Genomic DNA, 24670 nt, shown 5'->3' on the forward strand with positions numbered 1-24670 from the left:
ATAAAATATCATTTAAAATGTATTTTTTTTATTTTCGGTAGATTGGAATATGGCTAAAAATGGATATAAGTGTCATAATTATCTGGAAAAGCAAATTATTCTATGTAAAATCTGTAGAGAACACGGAATATTTTGAAGTATGATACTATTAAGGAAGTTATTTAAGAGTGGAGTGAGAAGAGATGGAAGAAATTATTTTGCTGCATACGAATGATTTGCATTCTCATTTTGAAAACTGGCCGAAAATCAGAAGATTCTTGCTGAATAAAAGGAAGGAAAATTCTACACCAAAGCAGTCTACGTTTGTTGTTGATTTAGGAGATTTTGTTGATCGCTGGCATCCGTTGACAGAGGCTACAAATGGAACAGCAAATGTTGAATTGATGAATGCTGTTCACTATGATGGTGCCACTATTGGTAATAACGAAGGTGTGGGAAATTCAAAAAAACAGTTGAATCATCTTTATGATGAAGCAAATTTTGATATATTGCTGGGAAATCTTTTTGATTTAGATACTGGAAAACGACCGAGGTGGGCGCTTCCTTATAAAATTTTAGCAACAGCTCAAAAGACCAGAGTAGGTTTGATAGGTTTGACAGCTCCTTTTCCACTTACTTATAAACCTAATGGCTGGGATATTCGTGGAGTGGATGACGTGCTGCCTCAGCTTATTAGCGAGGTTCGCCAGCAATGTGATGTTCTGATTCTGCTGAGTCATTTAGGTATAGACAACGATATGAAAATTGCTACAAACTACCCTGAGATTGATGTCTTACTTGGGTCACATACCCATCATCTTTTTCGGCATGGAGAAAAAATTAATCATACACAATTGTCAGCTGCAGGAAAGTTTGGACAATATGTCGGCGAGGTTCATTTGCTTCTTGAAGATGGAGTGATTGTTCAAACCAGTGCAGAGGCGCTGCCTACAGAAGACTTTTTAGCGTTACCGGAAGATGAAGCGGAAATCTCTTCCTACTTGGAAAAAGGGCACGATCTTTTAAAACAGAAGCAGGTTGCTGACCTCCCTTATACTTTTTCAAATGTACTGGATAGTGAGCACCCATTGATTTTTCAAGCTCTTAATGCTTTAAAGAAAAGAGGAGGGACAGAAGCCGCTGTTTTGAATACGGGTCTATTTTTAGACGATTTATCAAAAGGGCTGGTTACTGAAGAAAATCTTCATCAAGTGCTTCCTCATCCGATGCACTTGATACGAGTGACGCTAAATGGAAAAGAATTAACCCGTTTAGTCAGAGAGATGGAGAAAAACCGGCACTTTTTAAGAAAATTTCCTATTGTTGGTATGGGCTTTAGAGGAAAAATTTTTGGGGATATTTCGTATACTGGAATATCTTATGATAAGGCTGATGCTAGCGTGTACTGGAATGGCCAAGCTGTTGTGGACAATCAAAATTATACATTGACTACGATTGATCATTATTTATTTATTCCTTTTTTTCCTACTATAGAAATTGCAGGAGAAATTGAGTTTTTATTTCCTGAGTTCCTTAGAAATGTTTTTGGGGATTATTTACGACGCTGCTATCCAATTGATAAAAAAGCAACGTACAATAAGTAGCTCTCGTAAAAACTAGGTAAATAAGAAATTATACTTATGGAAAATGATGAGATTCTGCATGCTTAATGGCAAAATGTTGCGTAAATCTGTATATTATCTGAACAAAAAAAGCTTTGGACATCATCATTTGATCTCAAAACTCTTTTATGTTCAGATTCAACAAAAAATTGCTAGACTAATTTTCGTTATTAGCGGGTAAGGATTGCATGAGCTCAAAAAAATATCCAGGCTTGCCAGTACTAAAATAGTTATACCAAGCCTCTAATGTATCTGCTTGGAAAACTTCCAGCTGCTCAATGATTTGCTTCGTCCATAATAAAGATCCTGTGGAGCTTGCAGTAATAAGGTTGTTGTCCACTACAGATGGCTCATCTATATAAGAGCCTGATCCTTTGTAATTAGGAGAAACCATTTCTAAAAATCCTACCCCGTTACTTGTATGGGTAAATGTATCTAATAGCCCAAAGTTGGCCAGCGCAGTAGTCCCGCCACATATTGCTCCAACTGTAGCACCTAAAGAAAGGAACTCCTCTGCTTTCTCGATAACAGCATGATGTTTGGAGTCATTCCATGTGTCTGCACCTGGTAATAACAATACACTTGATTTGTCTGTGACAATATCTTCTATTACACAATCAGGTTCTATTGTCACTCCGCCCATTGTTCTAATAGGCTCTTTAGAACAGCTTACTGTTTTAAGTGTTACTTGCTTTGCTCCTTTTTTAAAAAAACGACCAGAATTTAGTTCTGAGATAAGATGCCCCATTTCCCAGTCAGCTAAAGTGTCAAGAACGTAAATATAGATTGTAGTCATAAGTTTTCCTCCATTTAATTGTTTGGTAATTACTTTTTATTATATCAAGTGATTATTGACACCAGTATGGCAACAATCTAAAATAAAAAGAAATCTTGAAAGATAGCTGTTAAAAGAGCAGAGGTAGATTTGCTGCATTCTTTTGGCACTTCTCAAATAAGAAGCATATAAATGCCTAAAAGTTGGCAGACATATTTGAAATTTCTACTTTTTATGGAAAAATAGACGAGAATCTTTTTGTTATTCAGATTGTTGTTAAAGAAATGATTTCAAGTATAGAAACCATAGTTTCTAAAAGCTGAAGGTAGCTCTTTGTGTAGAAGAAATTTGATTTAGGTAGTAGATAGATGTTACTCTTTTTTTAGATTTAAAAAAAACTAAAGTTAGCCTTTCAAAGCTAAGATATTGTTTTATAAAATATGCTATAATGAACGACAGGTGGTGAAGACATGGAAGAAAAAACTGAAGAAAAGAATGAATTGACAGCGGAGTTAACAGCTGTAATTGAAAATATAAATGAAGAAGAACCAGCAAAAACGAAAAAAAAGGGTGAAATCGTGACGCTTCTTGACGATAGCCAGTTAATGATTGGTGACCGTCAGTACGTACTTGTAAAGGATCATCGTGACGCTTTTGATGCTGAAAAAATTGGTGAACGTTTCAGCGATATTTTATCCAGATATGATTATATTGTAGGTGACTGGGGCTACGATCAGTTAAGATTGAAAGGTTTTTTTTCAACAACTAACCGTAAAGCCTCGCCGGATCAGCGCATTGATGCACTTGAAGACTATCTTTATGAATTCTGCAATTTTGGCTGTGCTTATTTTGTGATTGAACGTGTGGGTGAAAGAAAAGAAAAACAAAATCCGCGCAGAAAACGAAACAAGCGAAGCAACTATCGTAATCAAGCGCATACCGATGAAAAAAAAGCACCTGTTCAGAACCAAAATACTGTAAAGAAAAATAAACCGGTTATTCGGAACAGAAAAGAGAATTCGAATAATGACAAGCCGGCAGCAGATAATGGAAGAGCGAAAAAAGAAACGAATAATCGGTCATTTACGATTCGTCAGCGTGAGGGGCAATAATTTTGAAGAAATATAAAGGATATTTGATAGATTTAGATGGAACAATCTATCTTGGCAAAGACATTATACCGGCGGGAAAACGTTTTGTAGAAAGGCTGCAGAAAACTGAGCAGCCCTTTCTGTTTGTGACAAACAATACAACCAAAACACCAGAAGCTGTGGCAGAAAGACTGGCTATGGAATTTGATATTCATATCGCACCACAGACCATCTATACAGCTAGCCTAGCTACGATTGACTATATGAAGGAGCAAGGTGCTGGAAATAAAGTTTATGTCATCGGAGAGTCAGGTTTAATTGATTTGATTTTGGAAGCTGGCTTTGTTTGGGATGAAGAAACGCCTGATTACGTAGTGGTTGGATTAGATACAAAGATTACTTACGAAAAGCTTGTTAAGGCAACCTTAGCGATTCGCAAGGGAGCTGTCTTTATTGGAACGAATCCAGATAAAAATATTCCAACAGAACGAGGACTTTTGCCGGGGGCAGGCTCAATGATTTCTTTAGTGGAAACTGCTGTTCAGTGTAAACCAATTATGATTGGAAAACCAAATGCAATCATCATGAATGAAGCCATTAAAGTGATGGGCTTAAATAAATCTGACGTGCTAATGGTTGGGGATAACTATGAAACGGATATCCAGGCAGGTATCCAAAATGATATCGATACACTATTGGTACTTTCAGGCTTTACCCAAAAAGAAGATGTGCCCAATTTGCCAGTTCCAGCAACCTATACGCTTGCTTCATTAGATGAGTGGGATGTCTGATATGGGAGTAAAGAAGAAAATTGCCTTGGAGTATCTGGGGTTCATTTGTCTTTTTTTGGCAGTACTTTCTTTATGTATTACAATAACTATCAATTTTCGACCGTTGTATGCTTTAGATATTGATTTTTTAGATATTTTAGACTATACAACAATTGGAAAAAAGGAGTTGTTGGAAAATTTTGATCAACTGATGAAATATTTGAATAATCCGTTTGTTCAAACACTAAAGCTATCTGATTTTCCGGTTTCTCAAAGTGGAGCTTTTCATTTTTATGAAGTGAAGCGCCTATTTTTACTTAACTACAGTGTATTGCTGATTACGATTGTTCCTGCTATAGTCTTTTTACGCTACTTAAAGAAAAAAGGCTGGCTTTGGCGGCTAATGCGCCCTAGCCAGATTGGCATGATTATACCAGTAGTCTTTTTATTCTTGATGCTTATTGGTTTTGACCAATTCTTTGTACAGTTCCATAGTCTTTTTTTTAATAACGATGCTTGGCTGTTTAATCCAGCAACAGATCCAATTATCAATGTGCTTCCGGAAGAATTCTTTATGCACTGTTTTTTGTTATTTTTTCTTTTATTAGAAGGCCTGCTTTTTCTACTTTATCGAAGTGGAAAAATTCAATTAAAAACAGCAGCTAAAGATACAGAATAGATAAAGTAAACACAAACTTTACGCTGTGATTTGCTTTTTCTTTCTGGATGCTTCAGCCAGTATGTATTCGCTCGAAGTTGCTTCTTTAAGACAAATAAGAGAAATTATAGGAACCGATGGTCATTTTATGGCTATTGGTTTTTTTGAATTAATTAATATTCTATTTGACTTTTAAACCTGTTATAAAAATAGCTGTAAAATTCAAAATGAAAGGAGTATACTAATCAATAAAATAAAAGAATAGGGGTTTTAGAATGAAAAATATTTTTACAGCTATTTTATTCGCTGGTGCTCTTTTTTCTATAAGTGCCTGCTCAACTAATCAAAAAGAACTAAGCGACAATAAGGAAACTTCAACTACGTCTTCAATGAATCAGGTGAATAAAGAAGAGCATATTGACTATGATCATCAGGATGAGTGGGAGTTTGTTTCTGAAAAGATGCAGTCGCCGATTGATATTCCAACCAGCGAGGTTGAAAATATGAGCCCGGATTTGGGAACAATTGTCTTAGATTATGGTATTGAAATTACTAATGCTGAAAACAATGGTCATAGTATCCAAATAGAAGATGGCGGGAAAGCAGAAATTAACGGACGAAATTTTGAACTAACACAATTTCATTTTCACGCAGAAAGTGAGCATACAATCGATGGGAAGCATTACCCGATGGAGGTACACTTTGTAAATAAGGCTCAGGATGGTCGACTTGCGGTGATTGGCGTCTTTTTCAAGGAAGGAGCAGAAAACAAAGGATTTCAAGAGGTGTTGGATAACGTTAACAATGGAAAAACAGAGCCAATCACTGATTTAAATGAGATGCTTCCTGAAAATAAAAGCTATTATCATTATCTGGGATCACTGACTACGCCGCCATTGAGTGAGAATGTAGAATGGTATGTTATGAAAAATTCGGTGGAAGTATCGAAGGAACAAATTAAGTCTTTCAAAAAGCTGTACGCTCATAACAATAGAGAAATTCAGCCGTTGAATGACCGAGCGATTATTGCATATACAGAATAAGAAAAGCAACACAGAGCTTGAGCACATTTCACATAGCTTAGTGTCCAAACTCTTTTTTGTTAAAAGCTGAATAAACAGTTTAATCGTCTTTTTTTCCTTCCCATTTATGAAGGCAGTGTCTTTTCTGTCATATCCTTCAAATTTATGTAAGCTGAGAATGCTTTTACTTTAAAGAGGTTCTCAGTTTTTTTAAAATTTCATGTAGTTTCAAAAACTAGATTGAATAATTTTTGTAAGTATGTTAATCTTTTATAAGAAAAAGGTGGTGTGTTTTTTTGGATGATATCAAAGCTTCATTAAAAGACTGGGGAGAAGAATTAAGAAATATACATTTACCTAGATGGCATGAGCTTCCGGATATTGAACTTTATATGGATCAGGTGATTACGCTGGTAGAAAAATATCTATCTCCGCTGATTACATCAGAAAAGCATACATTATTGACATCTTCTATGGTTAATAATTATGTTAAGCTGGGGTTGATTCCAGCACCTAAAAAGAAGCGGTATAATCAGAAGCATTTAGCTTTTTTAATTGCAATCACTCTGCTAAAGCAAGTGTTGACAATTCCGGAAATCAAAGAGGGCATCCTATTTCAAGGAGCTGCTGTTGGCATTCGGGAAGCATATAATCTGTTTTGTAGCGAACAGGAAAACGCATTAAGAGTAGTTGTCTCTCAAGCACTAGGAGAAGAGCCGACACCGGCATTTAATGAACCTATACCGGTAGAATTTCTGGTAGTAAAAGCTGCGACTTTGTCTTTTGCTACTAAAATGTTCAGTGAAAGGGTTATTGAATTAGAACAACTATACTTGAAGAAGATGGAGAAAGAGCAATGAATAAAGAAAAAATAGCAATACTTGTAGATTCTGGAACTGATGTGCCGGAGGAATTGGTTGAAAAATATGGCATTTATGTGATTCCCTTACAAATTATTTATAAAGATCGAGTGTATACTGATAAAGTAGATATTACACCAGAAGAGGTTTATGAACGTCTACCTCAGGAAATCCCAAGTACTTCTTTACCTGATGGGGAAACGATTACTAAGATTTTTGAAAAAATTAAAGAGGACGGTTATGAAAAGGTACTAGCCATTACGATTTCTAGTGGACTTAGTGGTACGTATAATATTGTCCGTTTGATTAGTGAAGAATTTACTTCTTTGGAAACCTTTGTATTAGATACGAAAAATATAGGAATTGGCAGCGGACTTCAGGTGATAGAAGCAGCCAAGATGCTTGAGCGTAGTTCGTCATGGGAAGAACTTAAGCTGCAGACAACTAAAAATGTGGAAAAAGCTACAGTGTATTTCAATGTAGCTACACTTGAGTATCTTCAAAAGGGTGGCCGAATCGGCTTAGTCGCCTCCATTTTAGGAAATGCATTAAAGCTGAATCCAATCATTTCATGTAATGAACAAGGTGTTTATTACACCGTTGCAAAAGCAAGAGGAAGAAAGAAAAGTCTGGAGAAGGCTTTTAACTTGATTAAAGAGTTCATCGGAACACATAAAAAAGTGGTTTTGGCGGTGGCTCATGGTCAAGCGGAAGAGGAAGCAAGAAGCTTTTATCAGAAGCTCAAGGATAATTTTCCACAGGCTGAAGAAATCTATTTTGGTACAATTAGTCCAGCATTAGTTGTGCATACGGGACCGGGATTATTGGGAATCGGGATCCAGCTGTTGGATGATTGATAAAAAAACAGTTCAAATAATTGCTAGAAATTTAAAATATAGGTAAACTATGAGCGAGATAATAAATCTCGCTTTTTATATGAAAATTTCATGAAAAGGTATTGAAAAAAACAGTAGTTATGTTAAACTCAATACTGTTTGAAAGGGGAGAAACACATGAAAAAAGGAATTGCAGAAATTATTGGAACATTTATTTTAGTCTTTTTCGGTACAGCTACAGCAGTTTTAGGAAATGGTATGGATGGAATCGGTACGACAGGAATTGCCTTAGCTTTTGGGTTAACAATCGTTGCCGCTGCTTATAGTATTGGTACGATTTCCGGTGCACATTTAAACCCAGCTGTTTCACTAGGGATGTGGGTAAACAAACGGATCACCACTCAGGAATTTATTTATTATGTTGTTGGGCAGGTAATCGGTGCTTTATTGGCTTCATTTACTTTATTAATGATTTTGAACGGCAGCGATGCAAGCACAGCCAATTTAGGTCAAAACGGCTTCGGTGAATTCACTGCTATTGGTGCTTTGGCTATTGAAATTATTCTGACATTCATTTTTGTTTTAGTTATCATGGTGGTGACTAGTGCTAAAAAAGGTAACGCAAATCTTGCTGGAATCGTTATTGGTTTAACACTTACAATGGTTCACTTAGTTGGGATTCCTCTAACCGGTACTTCAGTTAACCCGGCAAGAAGCTTGGGACCAGCTGTATTCGCTGGCGGCGATGCGTTGTCACAATTATGGGTATTTATTGTAGCACCATTAATCGGTGGTTTGTTGGCAGCTTTAGTGGCCAAATATGTATTAGATACAGAAGGCGAATAGTTACTGATTGACGTATTAGTATCTACATGTATGTAATTTTTAGGAATGGGATTCCATATATCTCATTCCTTTTTTGTATTTCTGGCTATTCAGTGAGTCTGTTTCAAATGACAAAGTCTGGGACATAACTAAATTCCCAGTCTTTTAGTATGCTTAAATCCGAATAAACGGTGAGACAGTAACACATACGAGCACCCTAACTGAGACGAGTAACTGCAGGAGCACGTACAAAGCATTTAACTGCGACGAGTAATCGCAGGAGCACACACAAAGCACTTAACTGCGACGAGTAACCGCAGGAGCAACTTCTTCGGCAACAAGCCGGGATTTAGCTAGCATTTGTAGAGTACCAGGTAGAAATCAATCAACATCGAATGGTTTATCTTCGTGTTTCCTGTCATTTTTGTAAATTCTTTTTTGGTGCTTTGAATCACTGTGATTACTTCCTACGTAAGTAGAACCGATGCTGAAAAGTACCTACCTGGTGCTTGAAGGTAACTGTTTCTGTCCCACCCTTGAAATAATGCGCTATAAAAACAGTTTCTTATAAGATTTTGCTAAATGGATGGTCTGAAATGAGAGAAATCAGCGGGCAAAGGTGAAAGACTTGAGAAAATGAGGTATAATGGAAAAAATACTGCAAAAGTATGAATGAAGAAAAAGAGGTGTCTCTTTATGAAAAAAATATTAGTTGTAGATGATGAAAAGCCAATTTCAGAGATTGTTAAATACAATCTTGTTAAAGAAGGCTATGAGGTGTTTACTGCCTATGATGGAGAAGAAGCATTAGAAAAAGTTAAAGAAGAAGAGCCGGATCTGGTTTTACTGGATTTGATGCTGCCAAAAATAGACGGGCTGGAAGTAGCACGTGAGATTCGTAAAACCTATGATATGCCAATTATTATGGTTACTGCGAAGGATTCTGAAATTGATAAGGTTCTAGGGCTGGAATTAGGTGCAGATGATTACGTAACAAAACCATTTTCAAATCGTGAACTGGTTGCCCGTGTGAAAGCAAATCTACGTCGGGGAGCAGCAAGTGTTAAAGAAGCGGAAGAGACAGTTCCTTCTGAGCTGACAATTGGAGATTTGACGATTCATCCTGATGCATATATGGTTTCCAAGCGCGGCGAAAAAATTGAATTAACTCATCGTGAGTTTGAACTGCTGTTTTATTTAGCAAAACATATTGGTCAAGTGATGACAAGAGAGCATTTGTTACAGACTGTCTGGGGTTATGACTATTTTGGCGATGTGCGAACGGTGGATGTGACAGTTCGGAGACTGCGGGAAAAAATTGAAGATAACCCAAGTCATCCAACCTATCTAGTGACTCGTAGAGGTGTTGGCTACTATTTAAGAAACCCTGAACAGGAGTAATGAATTATGAGAAAAAAGGTTAACTTTTTTCAGTCAGTAAATTTTAAGATAGCTATTTCATTTATCCTCCTCCTTTTGATTGCGATAGAAATCATTGGGGGGTATTTTATTCGTGAGCTGGAAACAACTACGATTAATGATTATAAAAGAAATGTTGACTTACAGGTAACTCAATTGGTTAATTCACTGAGTACGCCTCTTGGAAATGAAGACAATAACCGTGAAGAAGTCGATGCCGATCTTAAACGTGTTGTAAGCAGCTTCTCCAACTCAGAATTTCTGGAGGTTAGAGTCATTGATGATAAAGGAAACATCAGGGCTATTAGTGATTTGAACCTGCAAGGGCTGATTGGAAAGAAAAATGAATATCGGGATTTAAATGATTTCAGCAGTAAGAAATATCCTGTGGTAGAAAACGGAAAACGTGTCTATATTAATGTCCAGCCTATATACTCTCCGGCTGGTGATACGGTCATCGGGGCTGTTTATGTTAAAAGTAATATACAGAATAAGTACGAAGAAGTCACGAACATTGCCAGAATCTTCTTTACAGCCTCTTTGATGGCGGGTGTAATTTCAGTCATTGTTACTTTGCTGATTGCCCGTTCAATTACTCAGCCAATTGGCGAGATGAAGGAACAGGCACTGCGCATTGCACGCGGGGATTACAGCGGGAAAGTAAAGGTATACGGTAAAGACGAGCTTGGACAGCTGGCAGAAACCTTTAACCAGCTGAGTGAACGGGTGGAGGAAGCTCAGGAAACAATGGAATCTGAGCGGAATCGGCTGGATAGTGTCCTCACCCATATGACAGATGGTGTTATTGCTGCGGATCGCCGGGGAAAAGTTATTACTATTAACGACATGGCTACAACCTTGCTTAATATGCCTGCAGCGGATGCTATTGGTATGCCCCTTTTAGAGCTTTTAGATATCCAAGAGGAATATACGCTGCGTACTCTTTTAGAAGAGCCTGACGAGCTGCTGCTCGATCGTTCTTCTTCAGAAGCACCTGAAGATCAGATGATTTTAAAAGTTGATTTCGCAATGATTCGTCGGGAATCAGGCTTTATTACTGGTTTGGTTTGTGTGATTCATGATGTAACGGAGCAGGAAAAGAATGAGCGGGAACGACGGGAATTCGTTTCCAATGTATCCCATGAGCTGCGTACACCGCTAACCAGTATGCGAAGCTATATTGAAGCTTTAAATGAAGGTGCTTGGGAAAATCCTGAGGTTGCACCGAATTTTTTGAAGGTAACACTTGAAGAAACGGATCGGATGATTCGAATGATTAATGATTTACTGAATTTGTCTAGAATGGATTCAGGAAATTCGAAGCTGCAGCTGGAGTATGTTAACTTTAATGAACTAATTAGCTTTGTTCTGGACCGTTTTGATATGATGGTGGAAAGCGGTGAAAAGAAGTTTGTAATTCGTCGTGAGTTTACTAAGCGTGCCTTATGGGTAGAGCTTGATACGGATAAGATCATTCAAGTGTTGGATAATATCATGAATAATGCCATAAAATATTCTCCCGATGGCGGCGAAATTGTCTGCCGCCTCATTGAAACACATAGTACGGTCATCTTTAGTGTAACGGACAGAGGACTAGGTATACCTAAGAAAGATTTAGGGAAAGTCTTTGAACGTTTTTATCGGGTAGATAAGGCTAGAGCCAGAGCACAGGGAGGAACAGGACTAGGCTTGGCCATATCCCGAGAAGCAATCAAAGCACACAATGGCTCTATCTGGGTAGAAAGTGTAGAAGGGCAAGGCTCGACATTTTATATTTCTCTACCGTATGAACCTTATGAGGAGGAATGGTGGGAATGAACCTTTTTGAAAAATTAATTCGTGCCGGACTGATCATAATGGTTCTGTTGAGCTTGTACTTTTCAACAATCATTTGGATTAGTTCTTCTGTAAAGGAGCCTAGACCGGAAACGGAAACGCAAGTAGCTGCTGCAGTTAAAGAGCGTGCTGCTAGTGATGCATTTTTACCAATTCGTTTGGTTCGTACAAAAGAAGATGCATTTTTTATTAGTACCAGTGAAAGCTTAATTGCTTCTGTTCAAAGGGTGATCAGTGACAGCAGCTTTGGCAAGCTAGATACTTTAGTTAAGAGCAACCAAGAGGAGTACAACAACCATTATCTGGAAAAAAATGACTTTGAGCTTCTGTATGAGGGTGAATTCTCCCTTAGAGAGTATTTATCAACCTTTGATATTGATATCGATCTTTCTGCTTTTTCTGAGGATGATCCTTTAGTCTTTAGCCGAATCCAGATTAATTATACTGAAGGTACTATTTTATTTTTTGATTTGTCCAATTGGAATGTATATACAACCCATATTTCCATTAATAAAACAGCTGTCGAACAGCTACTGGATAAAGAGAGTGTTGCTTATTTCAGCGTGGCTGAACGGACGGTAATTGCAGAGAAGCAATATTATATGGTCACAGATTTAAGGTTGAAAAAGTATAGTTACATTTTGGCCTCACAACCTGTGTCTCTTTTTAGAAATGCCTTCTTTAATAATTCTGAAGATGTTCATACGAATGATGACAGCAAGGATTTACTCTATACAAGCGGAACGGAAAATTTAAGAGTTGAGGAAAAGACTAATGTTTTATATTTCAATGGCGGCTTAGAGCGCACAGCTGAAGAGCACACCATTTACTCCGACAGCTTTGAATATGTGAAAAAGCTTGGCGGTAATATCGGCAATGTTCGCTATTTTGACCGGTCAGGTAATCGAATGACCTATCGTACCTTTGTTGAAGGATTTCCAGTTTTTAGTGAGAATAATAAGGGGCAGGTTAAGGTGGCGGTTGATAAGCAAAATACAGATCAGCCTAATGTCACAATCAATACAAGTCTCGATATGATTCAGGTGCCAATTCCATCAGAAGAAGAAGTTACTCTAATGAACACTTCTGATTTACTTTCTGAACTAGTTTATGCTGGCGCAGATGAAAACGATATTCAGTCATTGATTATTGGGTATACTTGGCAGACAATCGAAGGGATCACCCAAGTCGTTGATTTAACTCCGGAATGGTATATTCTTTATAAAGACCAATGGTATCCAGAAGGCGAGTTATTAGAAAAACTTGCAACCATGGAGGTGGAGTAATGGACTTTAAACGAATCGAGTGGATTTTCTTTCTAGTATTTTTAGGAGTCAATATATTTTTGTTCAGCATTTACCGGGAAGGACTGAAGGATGAAAATAACATGTCCTACTCAGATCAGACGGAAAGCTTGGACAGCAGACTGAAAAAAGAGAATATTAAACATAAAGGGGAGCTATCTGTCAAACGCTCCCACGGGTATTATTTAAGTGGAGAGCAGACAAATTATACAGATACTATTCATCAGCAGAGAATTGATAGAGGGGATAATACTTTTTTCTGGTACAACGTTGAAATTACCGATAACGGATTAATCAACTATCCGTCCAATCACTATGTTGACCCGACAGAGGTAGGCGATACCTTTACAGGTTTTTTAAATGACAATGACAGTGTACTATTTGGCTCGGAATATCAATATCTCCCGCAGTTTTCTAATTTAAATGGAGATTTTCCTGAACTGATTGCTGCTCAGTCCTATGGAGGAATCCCATTTAATGATGGAACAGCACAGCTTACGGCGTCATTGGAAAAAAATGAGACGGATGATTTGCTAAAGATTAATAAGTATACACAGTCGCATATTGAGAATATTGAAGAACTGAGAGAGAAATCAGAGCTGTATTCCGAAAGAGATGCAGTCGAAACATTGTATATTAATAATAAAATACCGAGTAATTCAAGCATTACATTTACAAAGCTGGCTTATTCAAGAATCTATAAAATTCGTGACAAAAATGTCTATGTTCCAGTCTGGTTTGTTGGTATTTCTTCTAATGAAACGACATTACAGGTAGAACAGATTAATGCAATGAGCAATACGATTATTTCTAGTAATACGGTGATCAGGGTGGAAAAAGACGAGTGATAATTGTATAATAGATTGCTGTAGAGAATAAACGAAGGGAAGCGTAGGAAATGAGTCAGGAAAATGCATTTAATGTCAGTATTCTTGCCAGCGGCAGCACAGGCAATTCCCTTTTTATAGAATCAAAGGAAAAGAAAGTTTTGGTTGATGCTGGTTTAAGCGGGAAGAAAATAACTTCTCTGCTGGCGGAAATTAATCGTAAGCCGGAGGATTTAGATGCAGTGCTGGTTACTCATGAGCATCGAGATCATATTCATGGAGTGGGTGTTCTAGCTAGAAAGTATAAACTGGATGTTTACGCAAATGAAAAAACTTGGCAGGCAATGGATCCGATGATTGGAAAAGTTGATGTTGGGCAAAAGCATATTTTTGAAATGGGCAAGGTATTAACTTTAGGGGATATGGATATTGAAAGCTTTGGCGTTTCCCATGATGCGGCGGCACCCCAGTTTTACCGATTTTATAAGGAAAACCGGTCGTTTGTTATTTTGACAGATACAGGGTATTGTAGTGATCACCTCCGTGGAACAGTACGGGATGCAGATGCTTACCTTATTGAAAGCAATCATGACTTGGGCATGCTTCGTGCAGGAGCATATCCGTGGAGTCTGAAACAGCGGATACTAGGAGATCAGGGACATCTTTCGAATGACGACGGTGCTTTGGTAATGGCTGATGTTATCGGACCGAAAACGAAAAGAATTTACCTCGGTCACTTAAGCAAAGAGAACAACATGAAAGAACTAGCTCAGATGGCTATGAGCTCCATTTTAACCGAATACGGATTAGGTGTGGGGCATACGTTCAATGTTTACGATACTGATCCTGAGGCATCAACGGAGCTGTTTTCTATTTAGTTTGCTATTAAGAGTAGAGAGACGAACATCTTAAAATAGCCTTGAAATGAATCACTTATTTGAATTTAAGATTAGTAAAGAGTGTGAGACGAATGGACGCTGAAGCCTGTCTTACACTTTTTTCTATTTTGGTACTACGTCAAATTTTCTGGTAAGAAAAAACTGAATAAAAATGAAGAGCTTGGAATGAAAAAACAGAGAATCTCTGGTTTTTTTCAAGTTCTTTTTTTGATAAAAAGAAACGAAGCGAGTGATTTCGGCAGCTGGACGGAAGTGACTTGGTAAAAAGCGCCAAGTCCATTTGCTTGTGGGCTGACCAAGCTCGTTCAGTTTTTATCCTATCAAGACAATTTGACGTCTTGCTGTTTCTTTTATGAAGCGTATTATTTTAAGTTTAATTTTAGTTAGCCTTGTTATTCTCTTTTAAAAGAAGAATAAAGGATGGTAAAAACGATGCCTGTGATTAACCATAAAGATAAGCAAGCCTGTGAGAGATACAATCAATTTATAGAAACTGCCCGGTTTAGTTCAATTACTCAGGAAACGGACTGGGGCCATGTAAAAAATAACTGGGAACCTCTCTATGTTTATTTGGAGGAGGCAGGTGAAATAGTAGCAGCTATGTCGATTTTAACGATTCAAAATATGGGCGAAGAATCGTTTGCCTACGCGGCAAAAGGACCTGTGATGAACGAAGTGTCTATAGCGTACATAGAACGATTAGTTGAAGAAGCAGAAGCTGAACTGGCAAAAAGAAAGGTGTTTCTGCTGCGGATGGACCCTGAATTTCCTTATTCTGAGGAACTAAATCTAGCACTTAAACAAACCAATTTATTGGTGAGAAATCGGGAAGTGGCTGGAAAGGAAACAATTCAGCCCCGCTACAATATGCTTTTGGAACTAAGGGGACGAACTGAGGAAGAAATTTTAAGCAGTTTTTATGGAAAAACAAGGTACCGTATCCGTTATGCTCAGAAAAAAGGACTAACAAGCAGGGTTTCTTCTGACTGGGAAGATTTGGCTCTTTTTTATACATTATATGAAACGACAAGCAGAAGACATGGAATTTCCTATCGTCCGAGAAACTATTTTATCCGTCTGGCTGAATCGTTTTTAGACTCTGGAAAAATGAAAATCATTTTGATTTTAATCGATGGTGTTCCTGATGCAGGAGGTCTCTGTTTTTTATCAGGAAATAAGGTTTGGTACATGTACGCCGGCAGTACACATGAAAATCAAGTTCTGATGGCTCCTTATTTAATGAACTGGGAAGGTATTAAGTGGGCATTGGCAGAAGGAAAGGAAGCCTATGATTTTGGCGGTGTTTTCGACTTAACCAACGAGGATGGGCTTTATCAGTTCAAGCATGGATTTATTCGCCCTGGACAGCCAACAGAGTACATTGGAGAATTGGATAAGGTTTATAATCAAGAAGTGTATCAAAGATTTATTGCTAAGTAGTTTTTCTGTAATTTAGATGAAATATTCTGAAAATTTAGTGCTATAATAAGGTCATATTAAACGGAAGAAAAAGAGAAGTTGTAGCGGGAAGATAGCGGCTCTCTTTTGGAGAAGGGGAAAAAATGATTTTATTAGGCTCTATTGTAAATGCTTTAGCTATTATTATCGGCAGTTTTTCTGGTGCCGTCCTTCGGAATCTTCGAGAAGAAACGAAAGACACAGTTACCAAGGGGATTGGTTTAGGTGTTATTGCGTTGGGGCTGCAGATGTCTTTTAAGGCAAACTCATTTATCCTCATTTTAATCAGCTTGTGTCTAGGAGCGATGATGGGAGAGTTTTTCAGAATAGAAGACAGAATGAATACGTTTGGTCTCTACTTGGAAAAACGGTTTGCGAAACCAGGAAGTAATTTCGCAGAGGGCTTTGTTACCGCCACGCTGATTTTTTTGATAGGTTCTATGGCAATTATAGGTGCAATTGAAAGCGGCGTTTCCGGCAACCATCAAACGTTATTTACAAAATCCGTTATGGATGGCTTTATGGCAATCATGTTGACCGCAACACTAGGTGTAGGTGTCCTGTTTTCTGCTTTTCCAGTGTTAATCTATCAGGGAATAATCACCTTAGCTGCAAGTCTGCTAATGAAGTATGTACCAAAAGAGTTATTGGATCAGTTGATGATTGGCATCAGTTCAATTGGCGGCTTGATGATTATGGCGATTGGTTTGAATATTCTTGGATTAACAAAAATCAGAGTTTCAAACTATTTACCGGGAATCGTTATCTTAGTACTTTTGATTGTAGGACAATTTTATTTGTAATCATTCAATATTTTTTGATAGATATGCATGTTAAACCATTTAGAGATTAAAACAAAGAAAAATAAAATAGAGAATACTATTATGATTAATTAGTACATTCAGCTTCAATAAAGCGGTTTTAGAATAGCCGTTGGATAGTTTGAAAAAAGGTATAACAAGCGGGCTCGGATAATTTCCGAAAGAACTACGTTTGTTATACCTTTTTTGCTTTTCGAGGAGGTTGTGACCCAAATGCTCTGCTTTGTGAAATAAGAGAAAATAGCTCCTTGCGATTCTCATTATATGTTCAATTTATCTCCAAAGAAGCTACTTTTAGAACATCAGTTATCAGTATTGAATGGAAGATATCATATTATTATTATATTTTCTTTTTGTATATGAAATGCATAATTTAGAATAATATTCAATTTTTCAGGGTATAAAATGCATAATTTTTCTGTTTTTTTTGAATAAAACTTATAAAAAACCATTGACTTACTGTGTTTCTGAAATTATAATGTGAAAAACATCTTTTTTTATGAGAAATGAAAGTGATGAGGTGAAAACGTATGAAAGTTTCAATCATTGGTGCAACAGGATATAGCGGCTTGGAATTGATTCGCTATCTTCATGCCCATCCTTATGCCGAGCTAGTATCTGTTCACAGCCGAACAGAGCGAAAGCCTATTGATGAGATACATCCCTATTTACAAGGTTTACTGTCGCTGCCTTTAGAGGCTATTGATCATGAACGTATAATGGCAATAAGTGATGTCGTTTTCCTTGCATTACCATCAGGCTTCTCCAAAGAACTGGCACTGCCATTTATCAAAAATGATTTTCCTGTTATCGATCTCTCTGGTGATTTCCGCTTGAGAGAAAGAGGTGCATATGAAAAATGGTACCACAGTGATGAAACACATTATCCTTGGATTCAAAAATTTGATTATGGTCTTTCTGAGTTTCGGACAGATTCGTCAAAAAAGTTTATTGCTAATCCGGGCTGCTATGCAACGGCGGCAGAGCTTTCGTTTGCTCCTCTGTTAAAAGAGCATCAGATCATTTTAGATTCTATTGTTATTGATGGAAAATCGGGTCTTTCAGGTGCCGGCAAAGCACTAGCGCCAACAAGTCATTTTGTTCAAGCAAATGAAAACATGAGTGTTTACAAGGTAAATACACATCAGCATATACCAGAAATTATTCAACAATTTCAACAATGGACGCCTAAGCTGAAAGCCATTCAATTTACAACATCGCTGATTCCGGTGACAAGAGGGATTTTTATGACAGCTTATGGAAAGCTAAAGGAAAAACAGACAACCAATCAACTGCTTGACTGTTATCAAACATGTTATAAGAATCATCCGTTTATTCGAATTCAGAAGAACAATGTTTTTCCAACACTAAAACAGGTAGTCGGCACCAATTTTTGCGATATTGGTCTGGCAGTAAATGAGGAAACAGATACAGTGACTATTGTCACAGCTATCGATAATTTAGGTAAAGGAGCAGCAGGTCAGGCTATTCAAAATATGAATTTACTGGCTGGTTTTCCAGAGACAGCCGGGCTGCTGCAGCTGCCAATCTATCCGTAGGGAGATATGAAAATGAAAAAGATTACTGGTACAATTGCTTCGCCCAAAGGGTTTTATGCAGACGGCGTACATAGTGGGCTTAAAAGAAAACGTAAGGATATTGGCTGGATTTACTCAGATACGCCTGCAACTGCTGCGGCAGTATTCACAACAAATGCGGTTAAAGCAGCACCTATTCAAGTTAGTAAACAGGCATTGGAAAATGGCGGACTTCAGGCTGTAATTGTCAATTCTGGAAATGCCAATGCATGTACAGGAAAAAAAGGGCTACAGCATGCTGAAGAGATGCAGCAGCTGGCTGCTGAAAAGCTTGGACTTTCTAAAAATCAAGTTGCAGTTGCTTCTACTGGTGTGATTGGTAAAGAGTTGGCAATGGATAAGGTAGCAACCGGAATTTCAGAGTTAAGTGTACTGGAAGGAACACCGGAGGCTTTTCATGAAGCAATTCTAACAACGGATACTAAAACAAAAGAGATTGTACTGGAAGCGCAGATAGAGGGCTACACTGTAAGGGTGGCTGGTGTTGCCAAAGGCTCAGGAATGATTCATCCGAATATGGCTACGATGCTGGCTTTTATTACAACAGATGGGGCAATCTCTAAGCTGCTGCTGCAAGATATGTTAAAAGAAATGACAGATTGTACGTTTAATCAAATTACTGTAGATGGAGATACATCTACAAATGATATGCTTCTAGTTCTGGCAAATGGTGCCTCAGGCATACCAGAGATCCAAAAGAATACTGAAGCCTGCCTGATTTTTAAAAACATGCTGCGACGGGTCATGGAGGAGCTGGCAAAGATGGTTGCTCAGGACGGGGAGGGGGCTACGAAACTGATTGAAGCTCAAGTTCAAAATGCTTCCAGTCGTTTAGCAGCCAGAATGATTGCAAAAAAAATTGTCGGTTCTTCTCTGGTAAAAACAGCAATGTTTGGAGCTGATCCTAACTGGGGGAGAATTATCTGTGCGATTGGTTATGCAGATTCTTCTATTGATCCTGAAAAGGTGGATATCAGTATCGGCAATCAGACTGTGCTGCTTGCAAGTCAGCCCCAACCGTTTGACGAAAAAGCAATGCAGGAAATTCTTTTACAGAAGAAGATTATAATTACGGTGAATCTTCACGATGGACAAAATGAGGGAACTGCCTGGGGTTGTGATTTGACCTATAAATATGTAGAAATAAATGCACTGTATCATACGTGAAGAAGGAGTATAACCATGGATAATTTAATTGTTATAAAAATAGGCGGAACAGCGAGTGATACACTGACCGAGAGTTTTTTTGAACAAATTCATTTTTGGCAGTCAGAGGGAAAGAAATTGATTATTATTCACGGCGGCGGTCATTACATATCTAGTATGATGACTCAGTTGAATGTGCCTGTCTGCCAAAAAAATGGGCTGCGGGTGACGACGGATGAGGTGCTGAAAATCAGTCAAATGGTACTAATTGGTCAAGTACAGCCCATGATTACTAGTCGTTTTCAACAGGAAGGACTGAGAGCTGTCGGGCTGAATACTTCTAGTGCAAAAATCATTTTAGGGGAATATCTGGATAAAGAGCTGTTAGGACATGTAGGAAGAGTCACAAAAATTCAGACAACCTTGCTGGAAGATTTGCTGGATAAAGACTATATACCAGTTGTTGCTCCATTAGGGATGACAACCTCAGATAATTGGTTAAATATTAATGCAGATGAGTCAGCTTGCCATATCGCTTCGGCGCTTAATGCAGAAGCACTATATTTATTGACCGATGTTGCAGGGATTCTAAAGAGTGGAGACTTCCTTGAAGAAATCGCATTAACGGAGATTGATCAGTTAATCGAAGAAGAAACGATTACAGGGGGAATGATTCCTAAAGTAAAAAGTGCTGAAAAAGCGATTAGAGATGGAGTAAATACGGTCTATATTACCAATAGCATATTAAAAGCCGGAACGAGTATTTTAGGGAAGGAGCGTGTGCTATGACCCATTTGTTTCCTAATTATAAAAGACAGTCTATTGAATTTGTAGGGGGAGAAAAACAACATCTTTTTGATAGAGAAGGAAATGCTTATCTTGACTTAACCAGCGGCATTGGTGTGATGAACTTAGGCTATCATCATCCAGTATTGAATACAGCCTTGCAGACACAGGCGGAGCAAATTTGGCATACGCCCAATCTCTATGAGAATAGCCTGCAGGAAGAGGTAGGAAAGCTGCTGGCAGACGGGGAAGACTATCTTTCCTATTTCTGTAATAGCGGAGCTGAGGCAAATGAAGCCGCTATAAAGCTAGCCAGAAAAGCTACTGGGAAAAAGAAAATAATTACTTTTTTACAATCTTTCCATGGACGAACCTTTGGCGCTTTAAGTGCTACTGGCCAAAAGTCAATTCATGAAGGCTATTATCCTCTGTTGCCCGAATTTGTTTATCTGCCGTATAATTCCATTGCTGATTTGAAAGAGGCACTAGATGAAGAAACAGCAGCCGTCATGCTTGAGCTGATTCAAGGAGAGGGCGGTATTATCCCAGCTGAAAAAGAATGGATAGCAGAGGTTTCCCAGCTTTGTAGGGAAAAAGGTATTTTGTTAATAATTGATGAGGTTCAAACTGGAATTGGTAGAACCGGCAGTCTTTATGCCTTTCAGCAATGGGGCATTCAACCGGATATCTTTACCTTGGCAAAGGGGCTTGGCAATGGCTTTCCTGTTGGTGCAATGGTTGGAAAATCTACACTTGCTTCAGCATTTGGTTCAGGCAGTCACGGATCAACCTTTGGTGGAAATAAATTAGGCATGAGTGTAGCCAAAGAAGTACTGCAATGGACTCGCTCGCCTGAATTTTTATCAGAAGTTACTGAAAAGGGAAAAAAAGCAATTGAATACTTGAGCAGCCGATTGATTGATACAGAAAATGTTCGGGCAGTTAGAGGAAAAGGGTTAATGATTGGTATTGAATTAGCTAGCCCGGAATGTTTGGAGAAGGCAATAGCAAACCTGCTTGACGAAAAAATTGTTGTTTTGAAAGCAGGAAATAATGTCTTGCGGCTGCTGCCGCCGCTGACTATTACGCAGGAAGAGCTTGCTTTTGGCATTGAAAAAATCTGTCAGGTATTGGAGGAATTGGAGAATGAGTGAAGCCTTATATGGAAAAAGTATTTTAAATTTAACAGAATTAACAAAGGAAGACATTCATCAAATTATTCAGCTTGGAATAAAAATGAAGCAAGCACCATTGGACTATAAGGATACGCTGTCTGGAAAAATACTAGCAATGATTTTTGAAAAAAACAGCACACGTACACGTGTATCCTTTGAAGCCGGCATCATTCAATTAGGAGGTCAAGCGATTGTTCTAGACAGCAAATCTACTCAAATGGGCAGGGGAGAACCGGTTAAGGATACTGCTAAAGTCATGTCTGGATATGTTGATGGCATTATGATTCGGACATATTCTGATCAAATGGTTCAGGAGCTGGCTGATGAAGCGGACATTCCAGTAATTAACGGGTTAACAGATAACCACCATCCCTGTCAGGTATTGGCTGACTTCATGACTATTTATGAAGTGAAAGGGAAGCTGACGGGGCTGAAACTGGCTTATATTGGCGACGGCAATAATATGGCTCACTCCTTTTTAATAGGAGGAAGTATCGCGGGAATGGATATTTCAATTGCTTCTCCTGACGGATATCAGCCCGAGCCGACCTTTATCTCACTTGCAGAAGAATACGCTAAAGTCTCAGGAAGTACAATTGTGGTGACTGAAAACCCTGCTGAGGCAGTCTTGGAAGCTGATATTATTGTTACAGACGTTTGGGCAAGTATGGGGGACGAAGAACAGCAGGAGGAACGGGTAAAGGCATTTCACAAGTATCAAGTGAACGAACAGCTAGTCCAACAGGCAAAAGCTGACTATATGTTCCTTCATTGTCTGCCAGCGCACAGAGAAGAAGAGGTGTCAGCGGATATTATAGATGGCAGTCATTCTTATATTTACCAGGAAGCAGAAAATAGACTACATGCACAAAAGGCATTGCTGGCTAATGTGATGAAAGAGACAAGTGTTATATAACATATAGCTGTTTTTATAAAAAATCAGATTGAGTTGCGTTCTCTAAAGGGAACCGCTCAATCTTTTTTCTAATATTTACTTAAATTGATTCGGATTAAATGAATTTTTATTTGTAGTTTTACATAGTTTCTAGTAGAATGAATGTGTATGAATAGAAAGAAAAGAGGTGTAGATACATGGGTTTTACAGATGAAACAGTACGTTTTGACTTTGATGAAAGTCGGAAAAAAGAAGTGAGTGAGACTCTAGCTACCGTATATCGGGCTTTAGAAGAGAAAGGTTATAATCCTATCAATCAGATTGTAGGGTATTTGCTTTCTGGAGACCCGGCCTACATTCCTCGTTATCAGGATGCGCGGAACTTAATTCGACGTCATGAACGGGATGAAATTATGGAAGAGCTTGTAAAGCACTACTTGTCAAGCTATGGTATTAACCTTCAATGAGAGTAATGGGACTTGATGTGGGCTCAAAGACAGTCGGAGTGGCAGTCAGTGATTTGCTGGGCTGGACAGCTCAAGGCGTGGAAATCATCCGAATCAATGAAGCTGAAGGACAATTCGGTTTTGAGCGTTTAGGCGAGCTAATTAAAGAATATGAAGTGTCTAAAGTAGTCGTAGGACTGCCTAAGAACATGAATAATTCAATTGGTCCTAGAGCAGAAGCTTCTATGGCTTATGGTAAGCAAATAGAGGAGCTGTTTCAGCTTCCTGTTGTCTATCAGGATGAACGCTTGACAACGGTTCAGGCAGAACGCATGCTTGTTGAACAAGCAAACGCTTCTAGAGCAAAACGAAAGAAAGTAATAGATAAAGTTGCTGCTGTGATGATTTTGCAGAATTACTTAGATGGTGCGGGCAAGAACAACTAATGCAGTGTACGAAATTACTAATAGAGAAGGCAGTTGTAAAATACTGGTATGCCAGCTAAAAAGCAGCTGTCAAATTTTTTTAGAGAAGCTGTCAATGATAAAAAAGTATAGCAGCTTTCTCAATAAAGAAAGGGAGATAATGATGACAGAACATAACCACGAAGGACATGAGCATATCACATTAGTAGATGAGCAAGGAAATGAAACGCTATATGAAATCCTGCTGACTGTTGATGGTCAGGAAGAATTTGGTAAAAACTACGTTCTTTTATATCCAGCAGGAGTACCTGAAGATGAAGATGTTGAGCTTCAAGCATATGCTTACATCGAAAACGATGGAGGAACAGAAGGCGAGCTGCAGCAAATTGAAACAGACGCTGAATGGGATATGATTGAAGAAGTCTTCAATACCTTCATGAGTGAAGAAGAAGAAGGTAGCTAATATAAGAGCTAAGCCCTTGATAGATAAGGACTTAGCTTTTTCTTTATCTTCAAGGTACAGAGGGAAAATTAAGCAAATCAAAACAGGCGCTGAAAGGGATATGATTGAAGAAGTTTTTATTCAATTCATAGATGAAACAGAATAGTTTTTTTATCGAAGAAGTTATTTTTAGCCCGCGTTTTTTACAAATTTAGGTATACTAAAAATCTGGGATTTTTCTGTCCCAGACTTTTAGTATATTTTTTATGTTGTATAGCCGCCGCAAATACCGACATAAGCATCAAATGTAGCCTTATTGTTTTTCCAATCCATAATTTTGATGTCTTGTGCTTTACCTGTTTTATGTGCAGTTACTTGGTTATAAACAGAACGTAGTACACTCCACTCTGTTTGAGTTAGTAACTTCATTTTGGTTCCACAAACATAAAACACACCTGTACCATATAAAATTACAAATTCTGTCATATCATCTTCTCCTTGATTTTTATTTTCTGTTTCAGTACCTGTTTCATTCCCACTTACCGGCGTGTTAAAGAGATTAATTTCCTCTTGACGCCGCCGCCGTAAACCTTCTTCAAATTCTGATCCTGCGTTGATATAATTAGGAAAGGATTCCGTAATGTAACTATCGGAAGCATTTCTATCCCAATTATCTACTGTAAAAATTCCAGTACCACAATTATAGGCAAGACTTACCATCGCATCGAATTGATTTTGATTAAACGAACGAGTAA

The 24670-nt window shown here is 38.1% G+C and carries 25 protein-coding genes; 23 read left to right on the top strand and 2 right to left on the bottom strand.

Annotation, left to right across the window (positions count from 1 at the left end):
• The first annotated feature begins 182 nt into the window (after positions 1–182).
• Positions 183–1583: a bifunctional metallophosphatase/5'-nucleotidase gene (locus ACYSNQ_RS16530; RefSeq protein ID WP_426084694.1), complete on the top strand. Its 1401-nt coding sequence runs from the start codon at positions 183–185 to the stop codon at positions 1581–1583.
• A gap of 175 nt (positions 1584–1758) precedes the next feature.
• Here ACYSNQ_RS16530 and ACYSNQ_RS16535 read toward each other — a convergent pair whose 3' ends face one another.
• Complete coding sequence (locus ACYSNQ_RS16535; protein ID WP_426084695.1) at positions 1759–2397, bottom strand: type 1 glutamine amidotransferase family protein; 639 nt, start codon at positions 2395–2397, stop codon at positions 1759–1761.
• Between the two features lie 449 nt (positions 2398–2846).
• Between ACYSNQ_RS16535 and ACYSNQ_RS16540 the strand changes: the two genes are divergently transcribed.
• The 22 genes from ACYSNQ_RS16540 (at position 2847) to ACYSNQ_RS16645 (ending at position 23936) form a co-directional block, all read left to right on the top strand.
• Positions 2847–3488: a YutD family protein gene (locus tag ACYSNQ_RS16540; RefSeq protein ID WP_426084696.1), complete on the top strand. Its 642-nt coding sequence runs from the start codon at positions 2847–2849 to the stop codon at positions 3486–3488.
• Positions 3488–4258 carry a TIGR01457 family HAD-type hydrolase gene (locus ACYSNQ_RS16545; protein WP_426084717.1) on the top strand — a complete coding sequence of 257 codons (771 nt, stop codon included), beginning with the start codon at positions 3488–3490 and terminating at the stop codon, positions 4256–4258. Before ACYSNQ_RS16540 ends, ACYSNQ_RS16545 begins: the two co-directional genes overlap by 1 nt.
• A 1-nt stretch (position 4259) precedes the next feature.
• A complete protein-coding gene (locus ACYSNQ_RS16550) occupies positions 4260–4916 on the top strand; it encodes a TIGR01906 family membrane protein (RefSeq protein ID WP_426084697.1) in 657 nt (218 codons plus the stop codon).
• A 254-nt stretch (positions 4917–5170) separates the two neighbouring features.
• Positions 5171–5938: a carbonic anhydrase gene (locus ACYSNQ_RS16555; protein WP_426084698.1), complete on the top strand. Its 768-nt coding sequence runs from the start codon at positions 5171–5173 to the stop codon at positions 5936–5938.
• 275 nt (positions 5939–6213) lie between these two features.
• A complete protein-coding gene (locus tag ACYSNQ_RS16560) occupies positions 6214–6777 on the top strand; it encodes a DUF1836 domain-containing protein (RefSeq protein ID WP_426084699.1) in 564 nt (187 codons plus the stop codon).
• Complete coding sequence (locus ACYSNQ_RS16565) at positions 6774–7634, top strand: DegV family protein (RefSeq protein ID WP_426084700.1); 861 nt, start codon at positions 6774–6776, stop codon at positions 7632–7634. The genes ACYSNQ_RS16560 and ACYSNQ_RS16565 overlap by 4 nt, the downstream gene beginning before the upstream one ends.
• Positions 7635–7790: 156 nt before the next feature.
• Positions 7791–8459 (top strand): MIP family channel protein, encoded by a 669-nt coding sequence (locus ACYSNQ_RS16570; RefSeq protein ID WP_426084701.1) that lies wholly within the window; start codon positions 7791–7793, stop codon positions 8457–8459.
• 675 nt (positions 8460–9134) lie between these two features.
• Entirely contained in the window at positions 9135–9839 is a 705-nt protein-coding gene (gene yycF, locus ACYSNQ_RS16575) for a response regulator YycF (protein WP_426084702.1), read from the top strand.
• A gap of 6 nt (positions 9840–9845) precedes the next feature.
• On the top strand, positions 9846–11675 hold the full coding sequence (gene walK, locus ACYSNQ_RS16580) for a cell wall metabolism sensor histidine kinase WalK (protein ID WP_426084703.1): 1830 nt from the start codon (positions 9846–9848) through the stop codon (positions 11673–11675).
• Positions 11672–12979 (top strand): YycH family regulatory protein, encoded by a 1308-nt coding sequence (locus tag ACYSNQ_RS16585; RefSeq protein ID WP_426084704.1) that lies wholly within the window; start codon positions 11672–11674, stop codon positions 12977–12979. Before walK ends, ACYSNQ_RS16585 begins: the two co-directional genes overlap by 4 nt.
• Positions 12979–13845, top strand: a complete 867-nt coding sequence (locus ACYSNQ_RS16590) for a two-component system regulatory protein YycI (RefSeq protein WP_426084705.1) — start codon at positions 12979–12981, stop codon at positions 13843–13845. Before ACYSNQ_RS16585 ends, ACYSNQ_RS16590 begins: the two co-directional genes overlap by 1 nt.
• Positions 13846–13895: 50 nt before the next feature.
• Complete coding sequence (locus ACYSNQ_RS16595; RefSeq protein WP_426084706.1) at positions 13896–14702, top strand: MBL fold metallo-hydrolase; 807 nt, start codon at positions 13896–13898, stop codon at positions 14700–14702.
• Positions 14703–15143: 441 nt separating this feature from the next.
• Positions 15144–16163 carry a lipid II:glycine glycyltransferase FemX gene (locus ACYSNQ_RS16600; RefSeq protein WP_426084707.1) on the top strand — a complete coding sequence of 340 codons (1020 nt, stop codon included), beginning with the start codon at positions 15144–15146 and terminating at the stop codon, positions 16161–16163.
• 122 nt (positions 16164–16285) lie between these two features.
• A complete protein-coding gene (locus ACYSNQ_RS16605; protein WP_426084708.1) occupies positions 16286–16984 on the top strand; it encodes a DUF554 domain-containing protein in 699 nt (232 codons plus the stop codon).
• 548 nt (positions 16985–17532) lie between these two features.
• The gene (gene argC / locus ACYSNQ_RS16610; protein ID WP_426084709.1) at positions 17533–18561 is read left to right on the top strand and encodes an N-acetyl-gamma-glutamyl-phosphate reductase; all 1029 of its coding nucleotides are present in this window, start codon (positions 17533–17535) and stop codon (positions 18559–18561) included.
• Between the two features lie 12 nt (positions 18562–18573).
• Complete coding sequence (gene argJ / locus ACYSNQ_RS16615; protein WP_426084710.1) at positions 18574–19767, top strand: bifunctional glutamate N-acetyltransferase/amino-acid acetyltransferase ArgJ; 1194 nt, start codon at positions 18574–18576, stop codon at positions 19765–19767.
• Positions 19768–19782: 15 nt separating this feature from the next.
• The gene (gene argB, locus ACYSNQ_RS16620) at positions 19783–20535 is read left to right on the top strand and encodes an acetylglutamate kinase (RefSeq protein WP_426084711.1); all 753 of its coding nucleotides are present in this window, start codon (positions 19783–19785) and stop codon (positions 20533–20535) included.
• The gene (locus ACYSNQ_RS16625; RefSeq protein WP_426084712.1) at positions 20532–21686 is read left to right on the top strand and encodes an acetylornithine transaminase; all 1155 of its coding nucleotides are present in this window, start codon (positions 20532–20534) and stop codon (positions 21684–21686) included. Before argB ends, ACYSNQ_RS16625 begins: the two co-directional genes overlap by 4 nt.
• Positions 21679–22623 carry an ornithine carbamoyltransferase gene (argF, locus tag ACYSNQ_RS16630; RefSeq protein WP_426084713.1) on the top strand — a complete coding sequence of 315 codons (945 nt, stop codon included), beginning with the start codon at positions 21679–21681 and terminating at the stop codon, positions 22621–22623. Before ACYSNQ_RS16625 ends, argF begins: the two co-directional genes overlap by 8 nt.
• Positions 22624–22799: 176 nt before the next feature.
• Positions 22800–23069 (top strand): IreB family regulatory phosphoprotein, encoded by a 270-nt coding sequence (locus ACYSNQ_RS16635; RefSeq protein ID WP_426084714.1) that lies wholly within the window; start codon positions 22800–22802, stop codon positions 23067–23069.
• Positions 23066–23494 carry a Holliday junction resolvase RuvX gene (gene ruvX / locus ACYSNQ_RS16640; protein WP_426084715.1) on the top strand — a complete coding sequence of 143 codons (429 nt, stop codon included), beginning with the start codon at positions 23066–23068 and terminating at the stop codon, positions 23492–23494. The genes ACYSNQ_RS16635 and ruvX overlap by 4 nt, the downstream gene beginning before the upstream one ends.
• A 142-nt stretch (positions 23495–23636) precedes the next feature.
• On the top strand, positions 23637–23936 hold the full coding sequence (locus tag ACYSNQ_RS16645) for a DUF1292 domain-containing protein (RefSeq protein WP_426084718.1): 300 nt from the start codon (positions 23637–23639) through the stop codon (positions 23934–23936).
• A gap of 243 nt (positions 23937–24179) precedes the next feature.
• Here the strand turns inward: ACYSNQ_RS16645 and ACYSNQ_RS16650 are convergent.
• On the bottom strand, positions 24180–24670 hold a 491-nt coding region (locus ACYSNQ_RS16650), incomplete at its 5' end, for a glycoside hydrolase family protein (protein ID WP_426084716.1).

The organism is Enterococcus sp. LJL51 (genome assembly GCF_054871795.1).